At 58.6% G+C, this 17,117-nt stretch carries 10 protein-coding genes and 1 pseudogene; 5 read left to right on the top strand and 6 right to left on the bottom strand.

Annotation, left to right across the window (positions count from 1 at the left end):
* Positions 1-51 precede the first annotated feature (51 nt).
* Together ACIQLI_RS05615 and ACIQLI_RS05610 are read left to right on the top strand one after the other, a co-directional pair.
* Entirely contained in the window at positions 52-1,035 is a 984-nt protein-coding gene (locus ACIQLI_RS05615) for a sugar phosphate isomerase/epimerase family protein (protein ID WP_400385884.1), read from the top strand.
* 20 nt (positions 1,036-1,055) lie between these two features.
* The gene (locus ACIQLI_RS05610) at positions 1,056-2,309 is read left to right on the top strand and encodes a Gfo/Idh/MocA family protein (RefSeq protein WP_400385881.1); all 1,254 of its coding nucleotides are present in this window, start codon (positions 1,056-1,058) and stop codon (positions 2,307-2,309) included.
* A gap of 923 nt (positions 2,310-3,232) precedes the next feature.
* Here the strand turns inward: ACIQLI_RS05610 and ACIQLI_RS05605 are convergent.
* The 3 genes and pseudogenes from ACIQLI_RS05605 to ACIQLI_RS05595 form a co-directional block, all read right to left on the bottom strand.
* Positions 3,233-3,607: a DDE-type integrase/transposase/recombinase gene (locus ACIQLI_RS05605; RefSeq protein ID WP_400385879.1), complete on the bottom strand. Its 375-nt coding sequence runs from the start codon at positions 3,605-3,607 to the stop codon at positions 3,233-3,235.
* A 400-nt stretch (positions 3,608-4,007) separates the two neighbouring features.
* Complete coding sequence (locus ACIQLI_RS05600; RefSeq protein WP_400386740.1) at positions 4,008-4,331, bottom strand: zinc-binding dehydrogenase; 324 nt, start codon at positions 4,329-4,331, stop codon at positions 4,008-4,010.
* A gap of 93 nt (positions 4,332-4,424) precedes the next feature.
* Positions 4,425-4,742, bottom strand: a pseudogene (locus ACIQLI_RS05595) (alcohol dehydrogenase catalytic domain-containing protein); the annotation flags it as partial.
* Positions 4,743-5,102: 360 nt separating this feature from the next.
* On the opposite strand from ACIQLI_RS05595, the gene ACIQLI_RS05590 reads away from it, so the two are divergent.
* The 3 genes from ACIQLI_RS05590 (at position 5,103) to ACIQLI_RS05580 (ending at position 8,802) form a co-directional block, all read left to right on the top strand.
* Positions 5,103-6,113, top strand: a complete 1,011-nt coding sequence (locus ACIQLI_RS05590; RefSeq protein ID WP_400385876.1) for an ABC transporter permease — start codon at positions 5,103-5,105, stop codon at positions 6,111-6,113.
* Positions 6,114-6,155: 42 nt separating this feature from the next.
* Entirely contained in the window at positions 6,156-7,145 is a 990-nt protein-coding gene (locus ACIQLI_RS05585; protein ID WP_400385873.1) for a sugar ABC transporter substrate-binding protein, read from the top strand.
* 142 nt (positions 7,146-7,287) lie between these two features.
* Entirely contained in the window at positions 7,288-8,802 is a 1,515-nt protein-coding gene (locus tag ACIQLI_RS05580) for a sugar ABC transporter ATP-binding protein (protein WP_400386738.1), read from the top strand.
* Positions 8,803-9,791: 989 nt separating this feature from the next.
* Here the strand turns inward: ACIQLI_RS05580 and ACIQLI_RS05575 are convergent.
* From ACIQLI_RS05575 to ACIQLI_RS05565, 3 genes are read right to left on the bottom strand one after another with little or no spacing between them, the layout of a single operon-like run.
* Complete coding sequence (locus ACIQLI_RS05575; RefSeq protein WP_400385870.1) at positions 9,792-12,677, bottom strand: DEAD/DEAH box helicase; 2,886 nt, start codon at positions 12,675-12,677, stop codon at positions 9,792-9,794.
* On the bottom strand, positions 12,649-14,046 hold the full coding sequence (locus tag ACIQLI_RS05570) for an ATP-binding protein (RefSeq protein WP_400385867.1): 1,398 nt from the start codon (positions 14,044-14,046) through the stop codon (positions 12,649-12,651). Before ACIQLI_RS05570 ends, ACIQLI_RS05575 begins: the two co-directional genes overlap by 29 nt.
* Positions 14,043-17,081 carry a TerB N-terminal domain-containing protein gene (locus ACIQLI_RS05565; RefSeq protein WP_400386735.1) on the bottom strand — a complete coding sequence of 1,013 codons (3,039 nt, stop codon included), beginning with the start codon at positions 17,079-17,081 and terminating at the stop codon, positions 14,043-14,045. The genes ACIQLI_RS05570 and ACIQLI_RS05565 overlap by 4 nt, the downstream gene beginning before the upstream one ends.
* Positions 17,082-17,117: the final 36 nt, after the last annotated feature.

The following is a 17,117-nucleotide window of genomic DNA, read 5'->3' as shown; positions in this document are numbered from 1 at the left end:
CGTATCCATCTGTTCCCTTGCAAATCACCATCTCAAAGAAGAGGAAACGCAATGAAAATAGGAATCCTGACCGCGCTGTTCGACGGAAAGCCGTTGGACGAGGTAGCAACGTATGTTGCCGAACTTGGCTACGAAGCTGTCGAGCTCACCACATGGGCCGGCTCTGGTCATTTCGATCTCGACCGAGCCATCAAGGATCCTCAATACAGCCGGAACCTGAAGAAAATGCTTGACTCGCGGGGGCTGTCCATCTCGGCGCTGTCGGACCACTTGTCAGCCCAGCAAGTGCTTCCGCCGAACGATGCCAGTTTTGATGATTGGTCCCCTACAACCGACAAGCAGGAGATGTTCGAATATGGGAAACAGCACCTGCTAAACACGGCGCGCGCAGCATCTGATCTTGAAATCCCGGTCGTTAACGGCTTCTTTGGCTCGACCGTCTGGGGGTCGTGGTACACGTGGCCGCCCAAGCACCTGGAACTCTACAACGAAGGCTGGGACCTGTTCGTAGAGCGCTGGAATCCTATTTTAGATGAATTTGCCAAGCTCGGAGTTAAGTTCGCTCACGAAGTCCACCCGACCGAGATTGCATACAACATCTCCACGGCACAGACCGCCGTCGAAAAGCTCGACCGTGACGACTGGGGCTTCAATTTCGATCCCAGCCACTTCATCTGGCAGCAAATCGACCCTGTTGTCTTCATCAAGACTTTCGGTAACCGGATCCTTCATGTCCACGCCAAGGACTTTGAAGTGCAGGAAGACGAGATTCGCCGCGACGGGGTACTTTCGACCGGGTCATGGCGGAACATGCACCGGGCCGCGCGGTACCGCGTGGTCGGTTGGGGCCAGGTGCCGTGGAAGAGGGTTATCACGGCTTTGTTGGAAGTTGGCTACGACTACGTCATGTCCTACGAGCACGAGGACCCCGTAATGAGTGAACGCGACGGTGCTGAAAAGGCCATCGATTACCTGCGCCCCCTCATTGTGAAAGAACCGATGGATCCCGAAGCCCACCACTTCTGGCTCGTCTGAGACAAGGAAAGGGAACTGCGATGACACAGGACCTTCCAGCCTTCTTTACCCAGGGGCTGATGAAAGATGACAAACGGGAAGTCCCAGCCATCGGCATTGGGATGCTCGGTTATTCGTTCATGGGCAGGGCACATACAAACGCGCTGAAAAAGATCACATACACTTACTGGCCGCCGCCGATGCATCCGGAATTGGTCGGCATTGCTGGTCGCACCCAGGATGCAGTCGACGAAGCAGCTCGGCGATACGGTTATGCCAAATCGACAACGGACTGGCGCGAACTCGTCCAAGACCCAGCGATAGGGATCTTTGACAACACCGGACCCAATGACCAGCACAAGGAACCAACCATCGCCGCCGCCAAGGCTGGTAAGCACGTAATTTGTGAGAAACCTCTTGGCCGCACCGCCGATGAAGCGTACGAGATCTGGACCGAGGTCGCCAAGACCGGCGTCAAGGCTATGACCGCCTTCAATTACAGGTTTTTCCCTGCCATCCGTTTGATCAAAGAGCTGCTCGACGACGGAACGCTCGGGGAAGTACGACACTTCCGTGCACGCTACCACCAGGAATGGCTGGTCGACCCCAAAAGCCCCAGCTCATGGAGACTCGACAAAAGTATCGCCGGCTCAGGAGCGCTCGGGGACTTGGGCGCACACATCATCGACCTCTCCCGTTACCTTGTGGGCGAGCCCGTGAGCGTTTCGGCGAACATGAAAACGTTTGTGGAAGACCGTCCCGGTGGGCATGTTGACGTAGATGATGCCTTCGACGCCATCATCTCCTTTGATACCGGCGCCCTCGGCACTCTAGAGGCCACCCGGGTTGCACCCGGCCGGAAGAATCACATGCGCTTCGAAATCAGCACGACGAAGGGCACCGTGATCTTCGACCAGGAACGCATGAATGAGATCGAGCTGCACCTTGCCGATTCAACACCCGGACCCAAAGCGCAGGGATTCCGTACCGTTCTCGTTTCGGAAAATTATCACCCCTACTGGGAGCACTGGTGGCCGCACGGCCACATGATTGGTTGGGAAGACAGTTTCCTGCACGAACTCGGTCATCTCTTGCAGGCGATTGCAGACGACACCGAGATCGGCCCCCACGGCGCGACTCTTGAGGACGGATACCGCTGCGCCGAGGTCACTGACGCTATCGAGCGGTCCGCCACTACCGGCGTCCGACAAGAAATCGTCTACCGGGAAGCATCTGCCTCGCGTGGTGAATCAGCGGGACAGAACCATGATCCAAACTACGTCGGCAAGCGCTAGAGCGTGACATAGCGCTGGCTTGCAGCAGCAGGCCAGCGCTATGTGACCTTGGTGTCTGCCGCGCCGACGTTCCTGTCTCACGCCTTTCATGGGGGCTCGGTGCGGGCCCCGCACCGAGCTCCTTGACATATCTTCCCTCCGGCGCGGCTCTTGGCCGCTGTGCAAATGGGAAAGTCTCATGACCAACGTCCGAGCCCATAACCGTCAGCTCTATCCGGTCGTTGAAACCCCATCCTTCGATAAAGCAAGATCTATTCGGATTCGTAGGATCATATCGCTCGAAGTAAACCCCGTTAAGCGGAGCCGGACGCGCCACTGCCGGGCACCGGTCCTGGGTGGGGCTTGGGTAGCGAACCTTCTTTTTGGTGCCGGGACGGGAGGCAGGTGGTCGATGACGCCACGGGCGTCCTTATTGCAGACCGGCTGCCTTGGATTCCGCAATCCATAGCTCCTCCATAAGTAAACTCGACGGTCTTCCGGCGCTGGAATCAGAAGTGAGTGAAGAATGCCGTCACGTGTACCGTCGGAGGGACCGAGCGCATCGGAGGCGAGTTCCCAACTGTCATTCCTTCCGGTGTGTATCCACAATTGGACGGAATTAGAGGATTCATTCGTTGAAATACGCAATGGTGATCGAGTCATTTGCGCTGGAGTTGTTGACTCAGTCACTGCCGATGGCACAATTCTCTAAATACAGCCCCCGTCGGATCAGCGGAGGCTCTACGAATAGTCGGCCTCATATAGTGTTTGGGTTTACGCGACGCTGCCGCCGGACTCAGGTGTACGTACCCTTCATAGCTAGGTGTACTGCCTCGGGAGTTGGTTTGCCGACTGGCGGGGCGTCTCCCTCTGCGGCTGGTTTCGGTGCCGTAGAACTTGGCGTAGGCCCATCCGTCGTTGAGGATTCCGTGGAACCGTTCGATTCAGTTGTTGGTCTGTGGCCCGTAAGTGCGGGGTCGTTTCGGGGTGATGCCCAGCTCGGCGCATGCCGCTTTCCAGACGTCGGAGACGCAGGCCGATCCGTTGTCCGAGAGGACCCATTGGGTGGCGAACCACTGCCACGGCCGTTGAAGAATGTCAATGGCAGTGACGGCTTTCTCGTCGGGATGGATTTCAGCGTAGGCGATGCGGGAGTAGTCATCCAGCACCGTGTGAACGTAGGCGGTGCCGTTGCGGGGGTGATTGCGGGTCCGCTTATGGCCGTAGCGTGCAGCTGAAAACCCTTGAGTTCTTTCGTTCTTCGACCCGGCCAAGGGAGCGGTGCCCGCCGCCGTCGGGAATGTTCCCGAACTTGACATCGACGTGGAGCATCTCGCCCGGGACTGTGTGTTGGTAGCGGCGGATCGGGTCCCCGATGACCCGGTCAATCTGGGGCAGCCGGCTGATCAGCGGAAGCATCGCAATTTCCGCCGCTATGCCTAGCTCAACAGACGATGCGGTCCCCCACGTATCCAGGGATCATGCGGACCCCGGGGCGGTGGACCCCCTGGCCCATTGCCTCGGCGCAATTTCGTCTGCGGTCACTTTCGCCGCCGACTCCCAGCCCGATCAGAACGTGATAAGTGCTTTGATGATTCCGTCCTCTTTGGTGCGCATCAGTTCGAAGGCCTTCTCGACGTCCCCGAAACTAAAAGTGTGCTTGGTCAGAGGCGATGGGTCGAACCGACCGCTTGCAATGAGACGCAGGATACGGCCGAGTCATTCGCTACCTCCTGGGCACAGACCACCGCATATTTTCTGATCTCCGTGCCCCAGTCCGAAGGCATCAACATCAATGGGAAGAGCATCCTTGCTTTCGTGGTAACCCACATTCGACAGCCGGCCCCGAGGGTTAAGGACCCGGAACGCGGCATCGAAAGTTTTTGTGCTCCCGAGGGCTTCGATTGAGGCATCGATCCCGTCCCCGTGGGTAAGCCCCAGAGTCTGTTCGACGGTGTCGCCCAAACGCAGTTCGCAATTCTCAGCGCCCATCAAACCGGTGGTGAGCATGTCGGAAACATAGACAGCCTGCGAATCGGTCACATCATCGGGGATAGGGTCAAGTTGCCGCGAGCGTTGTTCACGAAGAAGTACTCGACCAGATTGCCGTCTCTGGCTCCTGTTGCCATATAGCCTGCCAGCACCCCCGCAATGTGAGGTGTGGCCGGACTGGCAGAAGAGACACTCGAAACACGGGGTGATGGCCCCGACAGCAACCCGGTCGCCTACATTGCAGCCTTCGACCGCAGAGCCGATTGCATGTACGACACCCACTGGCTCATGGCCGAGGGTTCGACCGTCTGGAACCGACAGCGCTCCTCCCACCGTGTGCACGTCCGATGTGCAGATCATTGCGGCGGTCGTCCTAACTACGGCGTCATTAGGGCCTGGTTCAGGGATTGCTTTCTCGACCAGTGCGACCCGGCCAACCTCGGCCAGAACCAACGCTTGCATCGTTTCCATAGCGACTCCCTTGTCGTCTTTGGATCATAGTTTGAAGATTCCTTCATATTACTTCACTTCTTCGGACTGCGATAGAGGGCTAGGTGGGCCGTCAACTTGTACTATTTGAAATTGATTGCATATAGACAGGATTGAATGGTCGTGTCATGATCAGTTATCGCTCATCAAGTGAGTCAGGTTCGGCTCTCGGCGGAGAAGAATCTCGGAATTACGAATTGCGAGTTCTCCCGCATCCCAGGAGATTCCCTGACACCCCCGTTCTGAACCGTTCAAAGACAGCCTAAATCCCGGCCCATGGTCGGTGTTTGTCCTGCGCGGAACAACATTCCCCTGCATCCTCCCGGAGTCTTCATGTCGTCAGCACTTCATCCAAATACCCAAACAGGCCCCGCCCCGGTGGCAAAGCAACTCGCACGAGCCGATCAAGCTGCGTGGGTGGGGTTCCTTGGTCGCAACACGCTATGGATCGCATTAGCGCTCCTCGTTTTGACGCTCTCCATCATCTCGGAGCCGTTTCGCAACCCGGCGAATTTCCAAAACATCCTCATGCAAAACTCCGTCATTGGCATCGTCGCGCTCGGCATGCTGGTAATGATGATCGGTGGCGGATTCGATCTGTCCGTCGGCGCTGCGGGAGGGGCGGTCGGCGTCCTAGTTGCCTACTTGTCCGGCCCCTTAGGCCTGCCTGCCGCTATAGTCGCCGGGATAGCACTCGGGATGCTCATCGGGTTGATCAACGGTCTCATCATCGCCCGGCTCCGTATCAACGCTTTCATCACCACCTTCGCGGTTGCAAGTATTATCACCGGCATCCTGTTTGTACTGACATCGGGCCGATCTATTAGAGGCTCATCAGATGCCTTGACCGACTTTGCCTTTCAGCTAGTCCTCGGCGTCCCCGTACTCTTTCTGGTGTTCATCGCATTTTCCATCGTGACCTACCTGTTGCTTTCTAAGACAAAATGGGGGCATTGGGTGTACAGCGTTGGCGCCAACGCAGAGGCAAGTTATCTCTCCGGTGTCCCCGTACTACCCATCAAAATCGCCGCCTTCACCTTCGGCGGCCTCGCGGTCGGGCTTGGAGGGATGTTCCTTTTCGGACAATCCGCCGTTGGACAACCCACGGCGGCAGCAGACTGGCCTCTGAACGCGATCGCGATCTGCGTCATCGGCGGAACATCCTTGGCTGGCGGAGTGGGGCGAGTTGGCAATGTTGTGGCCGCAGTTTTCGTCCTTGGAGTCGTTTCCACAGGCCTTAACCAACTGGGTGTCTCGCCCTATTGGCAGCCAGCGGTGACTGGAACCATCATTCTCGTCGCTGTTGTCTCCGACCAGCTCACAAAATCTCGCAACAGCGCTTAGCTCTTTACCATCCATCCATCACGACCCAACAAAGGACACACAATGACGTGGTTCAGTACCAATCGCAAAGCCGCGCCAGTCGCACTGGTCAGTGCCCTGGCAATGATCTGCCTCAGCAGTTGCACATCAGCCGCCGCCCCCGGGAGCACGGACCCCGCAGCCTCCGGACAATGCTCCAAAGTCACCGCCCTGGTGAACGATGTGCAGAACCCTTGGAATGCAACTCTGGCCCAAGGCATGACGGACCAGGCCACTAAGCTCGGCGTTAACCTCACCATTCAAAATGCTGCCGGCGTTATCTCCACGCAAACTTCTCAGCTGCAGCAGGCTGTGACATCCAAGCCAGATGGAATTCTCCTTCAGGCCACTGAGTCCGACGGCCTCGTGCCAGCAGTGAAAATCGCCAATCGCAGTTCGGTTCCTGTAGTGACGGTCAACGCCAACGTTGGCCAAGGCGCTGACGTAGTCACCTTCGTCGGGGTAGATCAAAAAGACTATGGCATTGCCTTGGCAAAGCTTGTAGAGGAAGCTCTTCCCAATGGCGGCAACGTCGCCGTAATTCAGGGTGTCGTCGGGAATCCTGTTGAGATCGACAGAACTGAGGGCATCAACGAAACATTTGCAGCCAACCCCTCGATCAAGGTCGTGACCACAGTGACCGACTCCTGGAACAACGCAGACAACTTGGCTGCTGTTCAGGATCTTCTCGCCAAATATCCCAAGGGAACCCTCGACGCCGTGGTAGCTGAAGGGCCTGAAATGTACGTCGGTGCTCAATACGCAGCGAGCATCGGCAGGAACGACGTGAAATTCATCGCAGGTGATTACCCGCTGGAGGTCAAAGCCGCAATAGAAGCAGGCCACCTCTACGGCACCATTCTCCAGGACGGTGCCACCATCGGAGCAAGAAGCCTGGATGACCTTTGCTCACACATCACCGGAAAGTCCGTCCCCACTCCAACAGACTTCATAGATCTTCCCTCAATTACCAGCAAGAACGTAGCCACCTTCCAAACCAGCTGGCACTGGTAGAACCTGCTGCGGGGAAGGCCGGGAGCAAAACGCCTCCCCCGCAGCGTCGAGACGTAAGCGATCAAATGACAGGACCACCGTGACAAGAACAGGGCATCAAGACCTCCCGCCTACAGGGAGCAACACAGTATCAAGAGTACGAATGGAGAAAATATCTCAAACATTCGGCACCACGAGGGTCCTCAACGAAGTGGACCTTATCGTCAGCCCTGGTGAAGTCCACGCTCTCGTGGGACAGAACGGGGCCGGTAAGTCCACGCTCATGAAAATTCTGGGCGGTCTCTACCCAGAGCACAAAGGACTCATCGAGATCGATGGCCACCCTGCCCAACTGGCGAATCCCCGAGCAGCACTGAAGCACGGCATCGGGATGATTTACCAGGAACTCAGCCTCATCCCCACCATGTCAGTGGCCGAGAACATCCTACTTGGCATAGAACCGGGAAAAGGACGCTACAGCCGCCGAGGAATCCTTGCCGCCGCGATGAGGGTCGTCAAACGAGTGCCCATGCTCTCGGAGCTCCCCCTGAATGTCCCAGCAGGCGAGCTCAGCACAGGACTCCAGCAACGAGTGGAAATCGCTAAGGCACTGGCCCGCGATGCCCGGGTGCTCGTTATGGACGAGCCAACAGCACGGCTATCAGGCCCTGAACGCGCCGATCTTCGAGACCTCATACGTGAGCTTTCAGCTAATGACATCTCAATCATCTACATTTCGCACTTCCTCGAGGAAATCTTCGAGTACTGCACAGCACTTACGGTGCTGCGTAACGGCACTGTTGTCGATAGGGGTCGGACATCAGACTTCACAATCGGCTCGCTGACTCGAAGTATGCTTGGCGCCGAACTCGCTGCAGAAGAGTTTGATCCGGCACATACCGGGCGCCCGCCTGCTACGGGGATACCTGTCATTGAGCTCACCGGCGTCTCAGGTCCGCGAATTGCCGATGTAGACCTTTCGATCCACAAAGGAGAAATCATAGGTCTTGCCGGCTTGGTCGGCTCCGGGCGGACCCGATTGGCAAAGACCCTCACGGGGGCGGAATCCATGACAGCGGGAACCCTGTACATGGACGGGATACCAAAAACCGTAGGGAACCCACGGCAGGCACTGAAAATGGGAATAGTCATGCTTCCAGAGAATCGCAAGACCGAAGGGCTAATCGGCATTGCTTCTGCACGGGAAAACATGATCCTGAATGCCCTCGACCGTGGCCTTACTCGGTTCGGCCTCGTCCGCAGTAAAACCATCCTCGGTGAGTCCAAGAAGCAATTCGCCGAACTGGAAATCAGGCCCAACACGCCGTCTTTGCCGGCGGCACGCTTCAGCGGAGGAAACCAGCAGAAGATCCTGCTGGCACGAGCCCTTCTAGCAAAACCTCGGGTTCTGATCATCGATCAACCTACTGCCGGCGTCGATGTAGGGACCAAAGCTCAAATTCATGGACTCATTCGCCAAGTGGCATCGGAGGGAACTGCCGTACTAGTGGTTACTGATGACCTAGACGAGATGCTTGCTCTCACGGACAACGTCCTGGTTCTTAAATCAGGCCGCGTCGTCTCACGCCATGACCGACGGGGGCTGGACCGGAAACGCCTCGTTGACTCCATCTCCGGAGAAGGCAGTCCGTCCTCTTCGCCTCTTTCCAGTGTGTAATCGCGGCGGGCCATTGCGGATGCTAATGACTCGATAGCTGCAGCGACAGCCGATTCTAGGTAAGGCACCGTCCCACTGCCCCGATTTTGGAGCAGGTTTCGGGTGGAGTCCGGCCCGTACTCGGGCGGGACTCCACCAAGGCCCTCAAATTCAGCGTCCGCGGTGGTTGCCGCTGAGCACATCGGCCGCATAATGATCACCGCAAACGTCATGTGGTGTTGACATTTCCGAAAGACGGCCTGGGGCCAAGAAGACAACGCCTCCGAATAAGGGGACTGGCACACGCCGCGGTGTTTGATCTTAAATGCGGCGATGAGGTTTGTTCCACTGATTCAGGCTTGAGGCCGGGCGTTTTCAACCAGCAGACTTTCAGATCATTGGCGTCTTCCAACTGCCAGATTGCCCGGCCACCGCTATGACCGCTGTTCCGGCCGCGGCCAAAGCGCCGGTACTTGTCCAGACGCTCGAATATCCCTTCGTTGCACTCTGCTTTGCCGAAATTGAGAATCGTTGCGCCCGGCACCCAGGTCGCCTGGAGTTTTTCGAGTGGGTAGTGCCTTTCTGGGCGTCCGCTTCCTGGGACGACGAAGACAGGTTCTGTGGTCGTCTCCCGTACGACAGCGTAGACGCCATGATCAGTGGGATGTCGGATAAGGGAATTTCGCTGAATCGGATGAATCCTTCGAAGCCTTGGTCACGTAACCAGTGGATATCCATGTGCATCGTCCCTTTCTTAAGATCGACGGCAGTAATGTCGTGGCATCCTTCGCGGTGATTGAACCGGCGGGTGATCCGCCTGGGACTACCGCGGGAACCTGAGCAGTGAAGGCGCGCCCTGCCATCAAGATAGGGCAACCGTGTACTGCATGCACGGCTGTGCAACCTATGCAAATTGGCTGGTGGGGGTTCCCGATGTAGGAGTGGACGCAGGAACTTTGGAGCCGTGGTCGACGGGAAGTCGCGGGTGCTGCTCAACGCCCTATCCGCTGTCATCGGGATTGTTCGGTGACATCAGCGGTAGATGACATGGGTGGGGCGTGCCGCGCTGCGACTTTAGAGTCTCTGGCAATGTACGAGGAAAGTACTCCAGCCGCTGCGAGGGCGTCGGCGGCTGCGGTGTGCGCTTTCCCGGTTTCAATATGGAGTCGTTTACAGGTGTCGGCTAGGGATGCGCTCTCGCCAGGGTAATAGCTCCTTGTTAGTTGCATCGTGCAGACAACAGGCCAGCTTGGGATCATCACTCCCGCTCGCTGGAACTCCGATCTGAGAAATCCTAGGTCGAAGGCTGCGTTGTGTGCGACCACAGTTCGTCCGACTAGCTGTTGCTGAATGTGAGGGAGGACGTCAGTGAACCGTGGGGCGCTGCGGACGTCGTGATCAGTGATTCCGTGGACGTGGCTAGGGCCAGTTGATTGCTCGGGGTCGACAAGGGTTGACCAAGTGCCTTGAACGGTTCCTTGTTCGTCGACATGCACAATGGCAATTTCGACAATACGGTCCCGCTGCGGTGAGAACCCGGTTGTTTCGACGTCGATCACGGCATATGGCCCAGCTTCAGCTAGTTCAAGCATGGGCTCGGTGTTCGTCGTGACGATTGATTTTGGCCGGTAGTTTTGCAGGTCTTCCGCAAATTGGGTGGTTGCCTCGGCCAAATGTTTGATGAGTGGCCATGCTGTCTCAACGTCGAGCGCTGTGGTCGCGTAGGAGTGCGTGAGTAGTTGGTCGTCAAGGTAGACATCATGCTTGTCGCGCTCTTTGACCATGACGTTGCTCGCTAGTTCAGATGGATTGGGCGAGGGGAGGGCTGCCAGATACTTGAGAGCGGTAGCTGCTTGCGCACGCGATGTCTTACTTAGCGTCATTCCTACACCGTCGATGGTTGACTCGTAGTTTTCACTGCTGAAAAGGACATGGAGTGTGTTCATGGTTCGGTCGCCGGCCCAAGGGAACAGAATAGCGTCATCGCCCCAAGTGATGAGACGGTTCTGTCGGAGGCCTAGTCTGTCGTACGCAGTCCGGCCTTCCTGGAAGAGCGTTCGTGCCGCTTCGTCGAGGTAAGCGGGTACATCCCGAGTTTCGTAGAGCTGTTTCATCCGTTGACGAATGCCGTCGGCAATTAGGATTCCGCTACCTGAAAAGGATGGGGGCCGGCCGCCTCCGGCCTTGGTCAGGTTGATGACTTTGCCAGCGATGTCGACGTTAAGGATGCGCCACCGACGTCCGGCGAAGATCAGGAGGCCGCCTTCCACGAGCGGTTGGTCTATGGGGATCGATCCGAGCGTGCGGCCCGAGGAGACGAGCCGGTACTCCTCGGCCGTGTGGAAGGCACTGTAGAAGCTGTAGTGGTTGATGAGCCGTTCCCCCTTGGCTCCGGCCAACAGGGTGCCATCGGATGACTGCACGATGATGTCGTTGTTTCCCAAGCTGCGTAGCAACTGGATGAACATGGGTTGATCAATATGGCTGAAGGGGCCCTCCGTACAGAGGGCGCTGTAGAGCTCGGCCGCCGTCGCGCCGCCGTGTTGGGCGATCACGGAGAGAGTCTGTTGGATCAGCGTGGAGAGGTGAAGACCATCTGTATTGGGTGGCTCGTACCACTTCTCGAGCAGCAGTTCGATGGTGGCGACCGTTTCGAACAGCTCGGCACGGAGTTGGTCGACGGGAGGGGTCCGGTGATCGACTGGCCGTTCAGAGACGTAGATGCGTAGAGTTGCCGGTTTGCCCCGTCTGCCTGACCTTCCCAGACGTTGGCGCAGCGCGGAAACGCTGCCTGGAGCGCCGACTTGGGCTACGGCGTCGGCGGAACCTATATCGATGCCCATCTCGAGTGTGGAGGTACAGACCGCCGTTGTTGGAGTCCCGGCAGACCGGAGCCGGGACTCAACGTCTTCCCGGAAGTCCTTGGACAGGTTGCCATGGTGGGGAAAGAACTCGTTGACGACCCGCGCACGGTCGCTGATGCCTTTGAGTAGGTCGGCGTAGGTTTCGACACTGGCACGCGAGTTGGCGAAAACCAGGTTGTCTTGTCCGCGCAGGTTCTGGAAAAGATGGTCGGCGATTGCCAGCTTGTCCGGTTCGACCTCTATGTGTTCTTCGCCGTCGGACACACCGCCCCCGCTGGTGATGTACCCGCGTAGCTGCATGCGGAGCTCAGCGGCGTCATCGTCGTGGCCGCCGATCACATGAACGTTTTCTTCGTTGCCTGGTCTGAGGAAGCGCGCGGCGATGGAGGCGTCGGAGAGGGTGGCGGAGAGCCCGATGCGGGGGACGTGTCGGCGGATTGCCAGTTCGACCCGGTGCAGCAGCGATTGCAACTGCGCTCCGCGTTCAGTGCCGATGAAGGAGTGTAGTTCGTCGATCACGATGTACTGCAGCCCGCTGAGCATGACCGGGAGGCGAGTCCCTTGGATAACAAACATCGCTTCCAAGGACTCCGGGGTAATGAGCAGGAGTCCGTCGGGTGCTTCTTTGAGGGCGCGGCGGGCGCTGTCGCCTACGTCTCCGTGTCGGCGATGAATCGGCATGTCCACTTTTTCGGCCAGGGATTCGAGCCTGCCGTGTTGATCGTTGATCAGGGCCTTCAACGGGGAAATGTAGAGTGCCTTCACGCCACGCGCCAGCGTTTCGTTGTCCCGAGCCGCGGCTAGGGACGACAAGATTGGTAGCCAGGCCGCTTCGGTTTTGCCTGAGGCGGTAGCTGCACTGATGATGACGTCGGTGTCGCCGCGGAGGATGGGGTCGATGGCTGCGGCCTGGGCAGGGCGCAGATGTTCCCATTTCTGTTCCCAAATCCACGACTGAACACTTCGATGGAGCCGATTAAACGCTGTGTGGGCTTCTGACGCCCTAGAGCTTGAAGGCTGAAAGCTCGTCATCGGTGTCGTTCGTTGTGGGGCGGTCGTCGGCTGGGTCCTGGTCAGTGAGTAAACCGCGGGTTCGGGTGGGTACGGAAGAAGGGTCCGTGGTGGGAGCCAACGGAGCTAGGTCCGGGTTGGACTCCCGTTGGACGTTGATGCCCGTCACGAGGTCCTCCCAGGCGCGGTCTGGGTTCTGTTCTAGCACCGCCAGCAGGTCGAGGAAGCCTTTGATCGTGTTTCGGGGTGTTCGGAAGTACGCGTCGCCGATGCGCTGAGCGCAGTGGTTCATGTACTGGGTGATGCCTTCGTCGCTGATCAGGTAGGCTGATTCGTCGCCGGCGGCCTGAACGTGCCGGAGTTTGGTCAGCAGGACGTAGAAGTCTTCCGGCGTCAGGCTGGCCAGGCGCAGGACGGGTCCGGAGTAGTCCACGAGTCCGTCGACGGCGTAGCTGTTTTCTTCCAGTCGTGATTGCAACGCGGAGTAAGAGTAGAGGCCGCGGCGAGGGTCCAACAAGAAGTCTGGTGTTCCGCCGAAGAGGAAACCAAGGCTTGCTGCGCTGCCTTGGGTGGAGTCATTGAGTATCCGGAGGATTTGTTCGTAGTTGGAGTTTCGAGCTTGTGTGTTGGCCAGCTTGTAAAGGTTGACCATTTCGTCGAGGCAGACGAGGATCCCCCCGAAGCCAGACAGGCGGACAAAGCGTGCGAGAAGCTTGAGTTGGTCGTAGAAGTTGGAGTCATCAATGATGGTTCGGACGCCAAGGGCCGCGCGAGCGTCGGTATGCGTGGCGAATTCGCCTCGCAGCCACCGAACAGCATCGGACTTGAGTTGTTCGTTGCCGGTGTCGTGTCCTTGCCAGTATTTGGCGATGACTTCGGCGAAGTCGTAGCCGCCGGTGAGCTCGGAGAGTTCAGACAGGCTCCTGCGGATGATGCTCTCGACAGGTGCGCCGGTGTCCCGGGATTCCGTCAGGGCCTGCGATACGAACCGTTCCACGACGCTGGACATGGCGCCGCCGTCGGGTTTGGCTCGCGTGGCCATGTTGCGCATGAGTTCGGCGTAGAGACTGCGGGCTTGTCCTCCGGTTGCGTGAAGGCGCCGGTCGGGGGAGAGGTCGGCATGGACGGTGACGAGCTTTTGCTGCAGAGCGATGGATCGCACGACGTGTAGGAAGAACGTCTTACCGGAGCCGTAGTCTCCGATGATGAAACGGCTGCCCGAGCCGCCGTCGTTGATTCTGTTGATATCGGACAGGAGTGCTTTGACTTCGTTGACCCGTCCTACCTGTACGTGTTGTTGTCCCATTCTGGGAACGACGCCGGCGCGCAGGGATTGCAGGAGCGCGTCACGTTCGCGTGGTCGGATGGTGGTTTGAGGCGAGACGGTCATGCCAGGAGCTCCTGCAGTGCGGTCGGGTTAATGGTGAGGGTTTCGTCGCCTTCAAGGAGCGGCTCGTCGGCGGCGTCCAGTGCTGCTTCGTTGACGGCGTCCATGGCACCTTGCGGCAGTAAACCGTGCTGTGCGGAGAGGTCTTCGAAGTCGGCCCAGGGGAGTTGCGTGACCCCGGCAAGTGCGCGGACGAGGTCGGAGTGAGATGCATCCAGGTCCCCGATGGTTGAGCTGGGCTGGTTGCTTGGCGCCGAGACGGATGGACTTGGTGCGGGGGATGGTTGTGCCTGTTGTTCGGCAGAGGCCGGATCGTCCTCACTGAAGATGTCACCAAGAAGTGCAGAGACTTCCGCGGTTTCGGCCATCTTTGCTTGGATCGTCGATGAGTCGAGGAGGTACGTGCTGGCCGGCGGCGCATACTGAGTCAGCGGTAGGGGCGCGGGGATGGGAACTCCCGGATCAGGTTTTCCTGCCTGACGCACGGTAACCGGTCCCGCTGCGGCTGGGTTCGGTGCGGACATGGCTGCGTGGAGGCGGCTGGTGACGACGGCGGTGTCCAAGTCGAGAAGTTTGTAGATCTTCTGGAGGGTACTCACTTCACTCGGCGCGATCTGTCCGTCAGCGGCTGCGACGGTCACCAGCATGTCTCCCAAAGCTGCTTTCTGCGTTGTGGTGAGTGTGCTGAGCCGTTTTGTCAGTCCGGTGAGCTTCACCTCTGATGCCCCGAGCCACTGGAGATGTGCGTGGAGCCGAGTGCGTTCGGCCGAGGTTAGCTGCAGGGAAGATTCGATGTGGGCAGTCAGGTGGTCCAGTTCGGCGGGGGAGATGTCGCCGTCGGCCGCAATTACCGCGGCGGCGAGGTGCGTCATGGTCAGGGCGGTGCTATACGACGGTGTTGGAGAGTGGGGGCTTCCGGGCTCCGTGTGAAAGAGGACGACGGGGAGTTCGGGAGTGATGGCAGTGCCGCCGAAACGTACGTCGGGTTCGAGCCCGATGGCGAAGCCGTCGAGAAGTGTCGCCAGGTTAACCGCTTCAGGCTTGGAGAGTTTCTGGCCGTTGTTAGGGGGCCAGTGTTCGAAGAGCTCCTGACCTGTCAGTTCCACGCTTCGGCGTTCTGCGAGTTTTTGTGCGACCCAGGTTCGGAAGTCACCTACCGGACCTTCCGCGTCGACGAGTAGGTCGCCGGGCAGGAGAGCTGCTGCCGCAAGTGTTCCTGCTTTGTCGGTGTTGCGGCCGAGCCAGCGACTGTATGCGTCCAGTTCTGAAGTGACGTCATCGAACAAGGCTGAGAGCTTCTTTTGTGGTGCACGCTGGTTGAAGACGTCGGCGATTTCACCCATGGTCATGGTGGCGCCGCCGACTTGGGAATTGGCCGTTGTGTAGCTGAGCTGCAGATTCGATGCGCCGGGCCGGACGGTGAATCCTTCGCCGAATCGCTGCTGGTAGCGGAGGCGGAATAGCTGTGTGAATTCTTCCGTGCACCGGGTTGCCGGTGTGCGGACGGCGACTTCAGGGTGGAACCATCCCCATGCCATCGCCCATTCGGCGGGGATGGCCTTGCCGTCGGCGGCGAAGGAGCCAAGGTGTGCTCGGAGAGCTAGGGGTACGTCCCACCGTGATTCGGTCAGGGCAGGGACCTTGGGGGAGCCGTCCTCAGCCTGCAGCATCATGAAGTCGATGACGTCCACAAAGCGTGATGCGTACGATCGGAAGGAACCACTTGAGTCCTCGTATACCTCAAGCAGCGCCGACATCTCCGCTTTGATACCGGTCAGCTCGGAAGCCAACTCTGGTTGCTTGGCGATGTCGACCAGGACCCGGCGCTCCAGCCCATACATGAAGAGGAAAACGTAACCGATCGGTGTACTTGGAAGTCGGCGGCCTTGGGCCAGCCATGAGAGGTAAGCGGCTCGCCCGGCCGGCGTGATATCGGCATAGGAGGGCCAGTAGTTCAGGCATTGGCCCGCCCAGTCCGGGTTGCGGGAGTCGACCCGTAGCGTGGGGTTGACCAAGGACGGCTCCGTGCCTCCTCGCGGGGACGTGAGTTCCTGACCGGCGTAGATCATGCCAGGGATGCCGCCGCCATTGCCGAGATCCAGGAACTCTTCCGGCCCATACCACCGTGCCTTGCGCTGAACCGGCACGGCCGGCGCTGGGTCATTAGCTGGCGCGGCTTGAACCTGAGGTGCTTGGGTGAGTGCGTGTACCGTGGGTGAAGGCGTCGTATTAGGCTGAGGTGTCGCTGGAGCGGCGAGGGCATGGCTGGGGATGGAGACTTCGTTGTCTGCAGCTGATTCCAGTTCTCCGGCGAATCGAGATGCTGCCTCTGCGCTGGATACTTGGAGGGCCCATCTGAAGCCGTTTGCGTTTTCGAGCTCCAACTCCGTGTACTTCATGATGGGCAACACGGGATTGCTCTTAAACCGACGGTCCGGACCGCCCTTTTTGTTGACGTACTGCCACGTAGATCCAACCTGGACCGCGTCCGAAGGAGTCACGCCGGGGGATTCGATGAAGTTTGTCGAGCGCAGACGAATACGCAGCGAGTCATAAGTGACGTCCGCAAATGTGCCGTTATGCGCGAGGAGGATCCGGTCCGGCAGGAAATACATTGACGTCTTATCGGCCGTTACGCCGGGTACGGCAATGTTCGTCACCAGCTCCCGTGGGCCGTTGAGGCTGAAGCCAGCGATGGACCGTCCAACCAAGGATGAAGCGCCTGCGTTGACCTTTTGTTGGTGCCCGGACTGCAACGCCCCGGCCTCGTTAATGCGCCAGATCTTCTGGGATTGCCCCAAGATACTTCCAGCGTCAAGGAGCGCCTGAAATTGGCGGGCGTGCCCGTCATTGACGTCATAGAAGATCACGACGGACCGTTTGGCACGGTCCCGCTGAACAACCCACCAGATGGCAGGAATACCGAGCAGCCACACTAGGAAACCGAAAGGCATCGTGATCAGGCCCAGGAACACGACCGCGATGACGACCCAGCGAGTCAGCGGTTTACGTTTTCCGGCCTCGTTTAGCTGCTGCACAAGGTCACCTGAGGATGTAGGAGCAAGCGCCTGGAC

Source organism: Paenarthrobacter sp. NPDC091669, assembly GCF_044756725.1.
Taxonomy (GTDB): Bacteria; Actinomycetota; Actinomycetes; order Actinomycetales; family Micrococcaceae; genus Arthrobacter; species Arthrobacter bambusae_C.
Note: the sequence above shows the minus strand (reverse complement) of the source record. Positions and strands in the feature narration are given on the sequence as shown.

Excerpts from the sequence above, each read along its gene's own strand:
- ACIQLI_RS05580 (WP_400386738.1), top strand. The coding sequence starts at position 7,288 with ATGGAGAAAATATCTCAAACATTCGGCACCACGAGGGTCCTCAACGAA.
- ACIQLI_RS05610 (WP_400385881.1), top strand. The coding sequence starts at position 1,056 with ATGACACAGGACCTTCCAGCCTTCTTTACCCAGGGGCTGATGAAAGAT.
- ACIQLI_RS05615 (WP_400385884.1), top strand. The coding sequence starts at position 52 with ATGAAAATAGGAATCCTGACCGCGCTGTTCGACGGAAAGCCGTTGGAC.
- ACIQLI_RS05590 (WP_400385876.1), top strand. The coding sequence starts at position 5,103 with ATGTCGTCAGCACTTCATCCAAATACCCAAACAGGCCCCGCCCCGGTG.
- ACIQLI_RS05570 (WP_400385867.1), bottom strand. The coding sequence starts at position 14,046 with ATGACCGTCTCGCCTCAAACCACCATCCGACCACGCGAACGTGACGCG.
- ACIQLI_RS05585 (WP_400385873.1), top strand. The coding sequence starts at position 6,156 with ATGACGTGGTTCAGTACCAATCGCAAAGCCGCGCCAGTCGCACTGGTC.
- ACIQLI_RS05575 (WP_400385870.1), bottom strand. The coding sequence starts at position 12,677 with ATGACGAGCTTTCAGCCTTCAAGCTCTAGGGCGTCAGAAGCCCACACA.
- ACIQLI_RS05605 (WP_400385879.1), bottom strand. The coding sequence starts at position 3,607 with ATGTCAAGTTCGGGAACATTCCCGACGGCGGCGGGCACCGCTCCCTTG.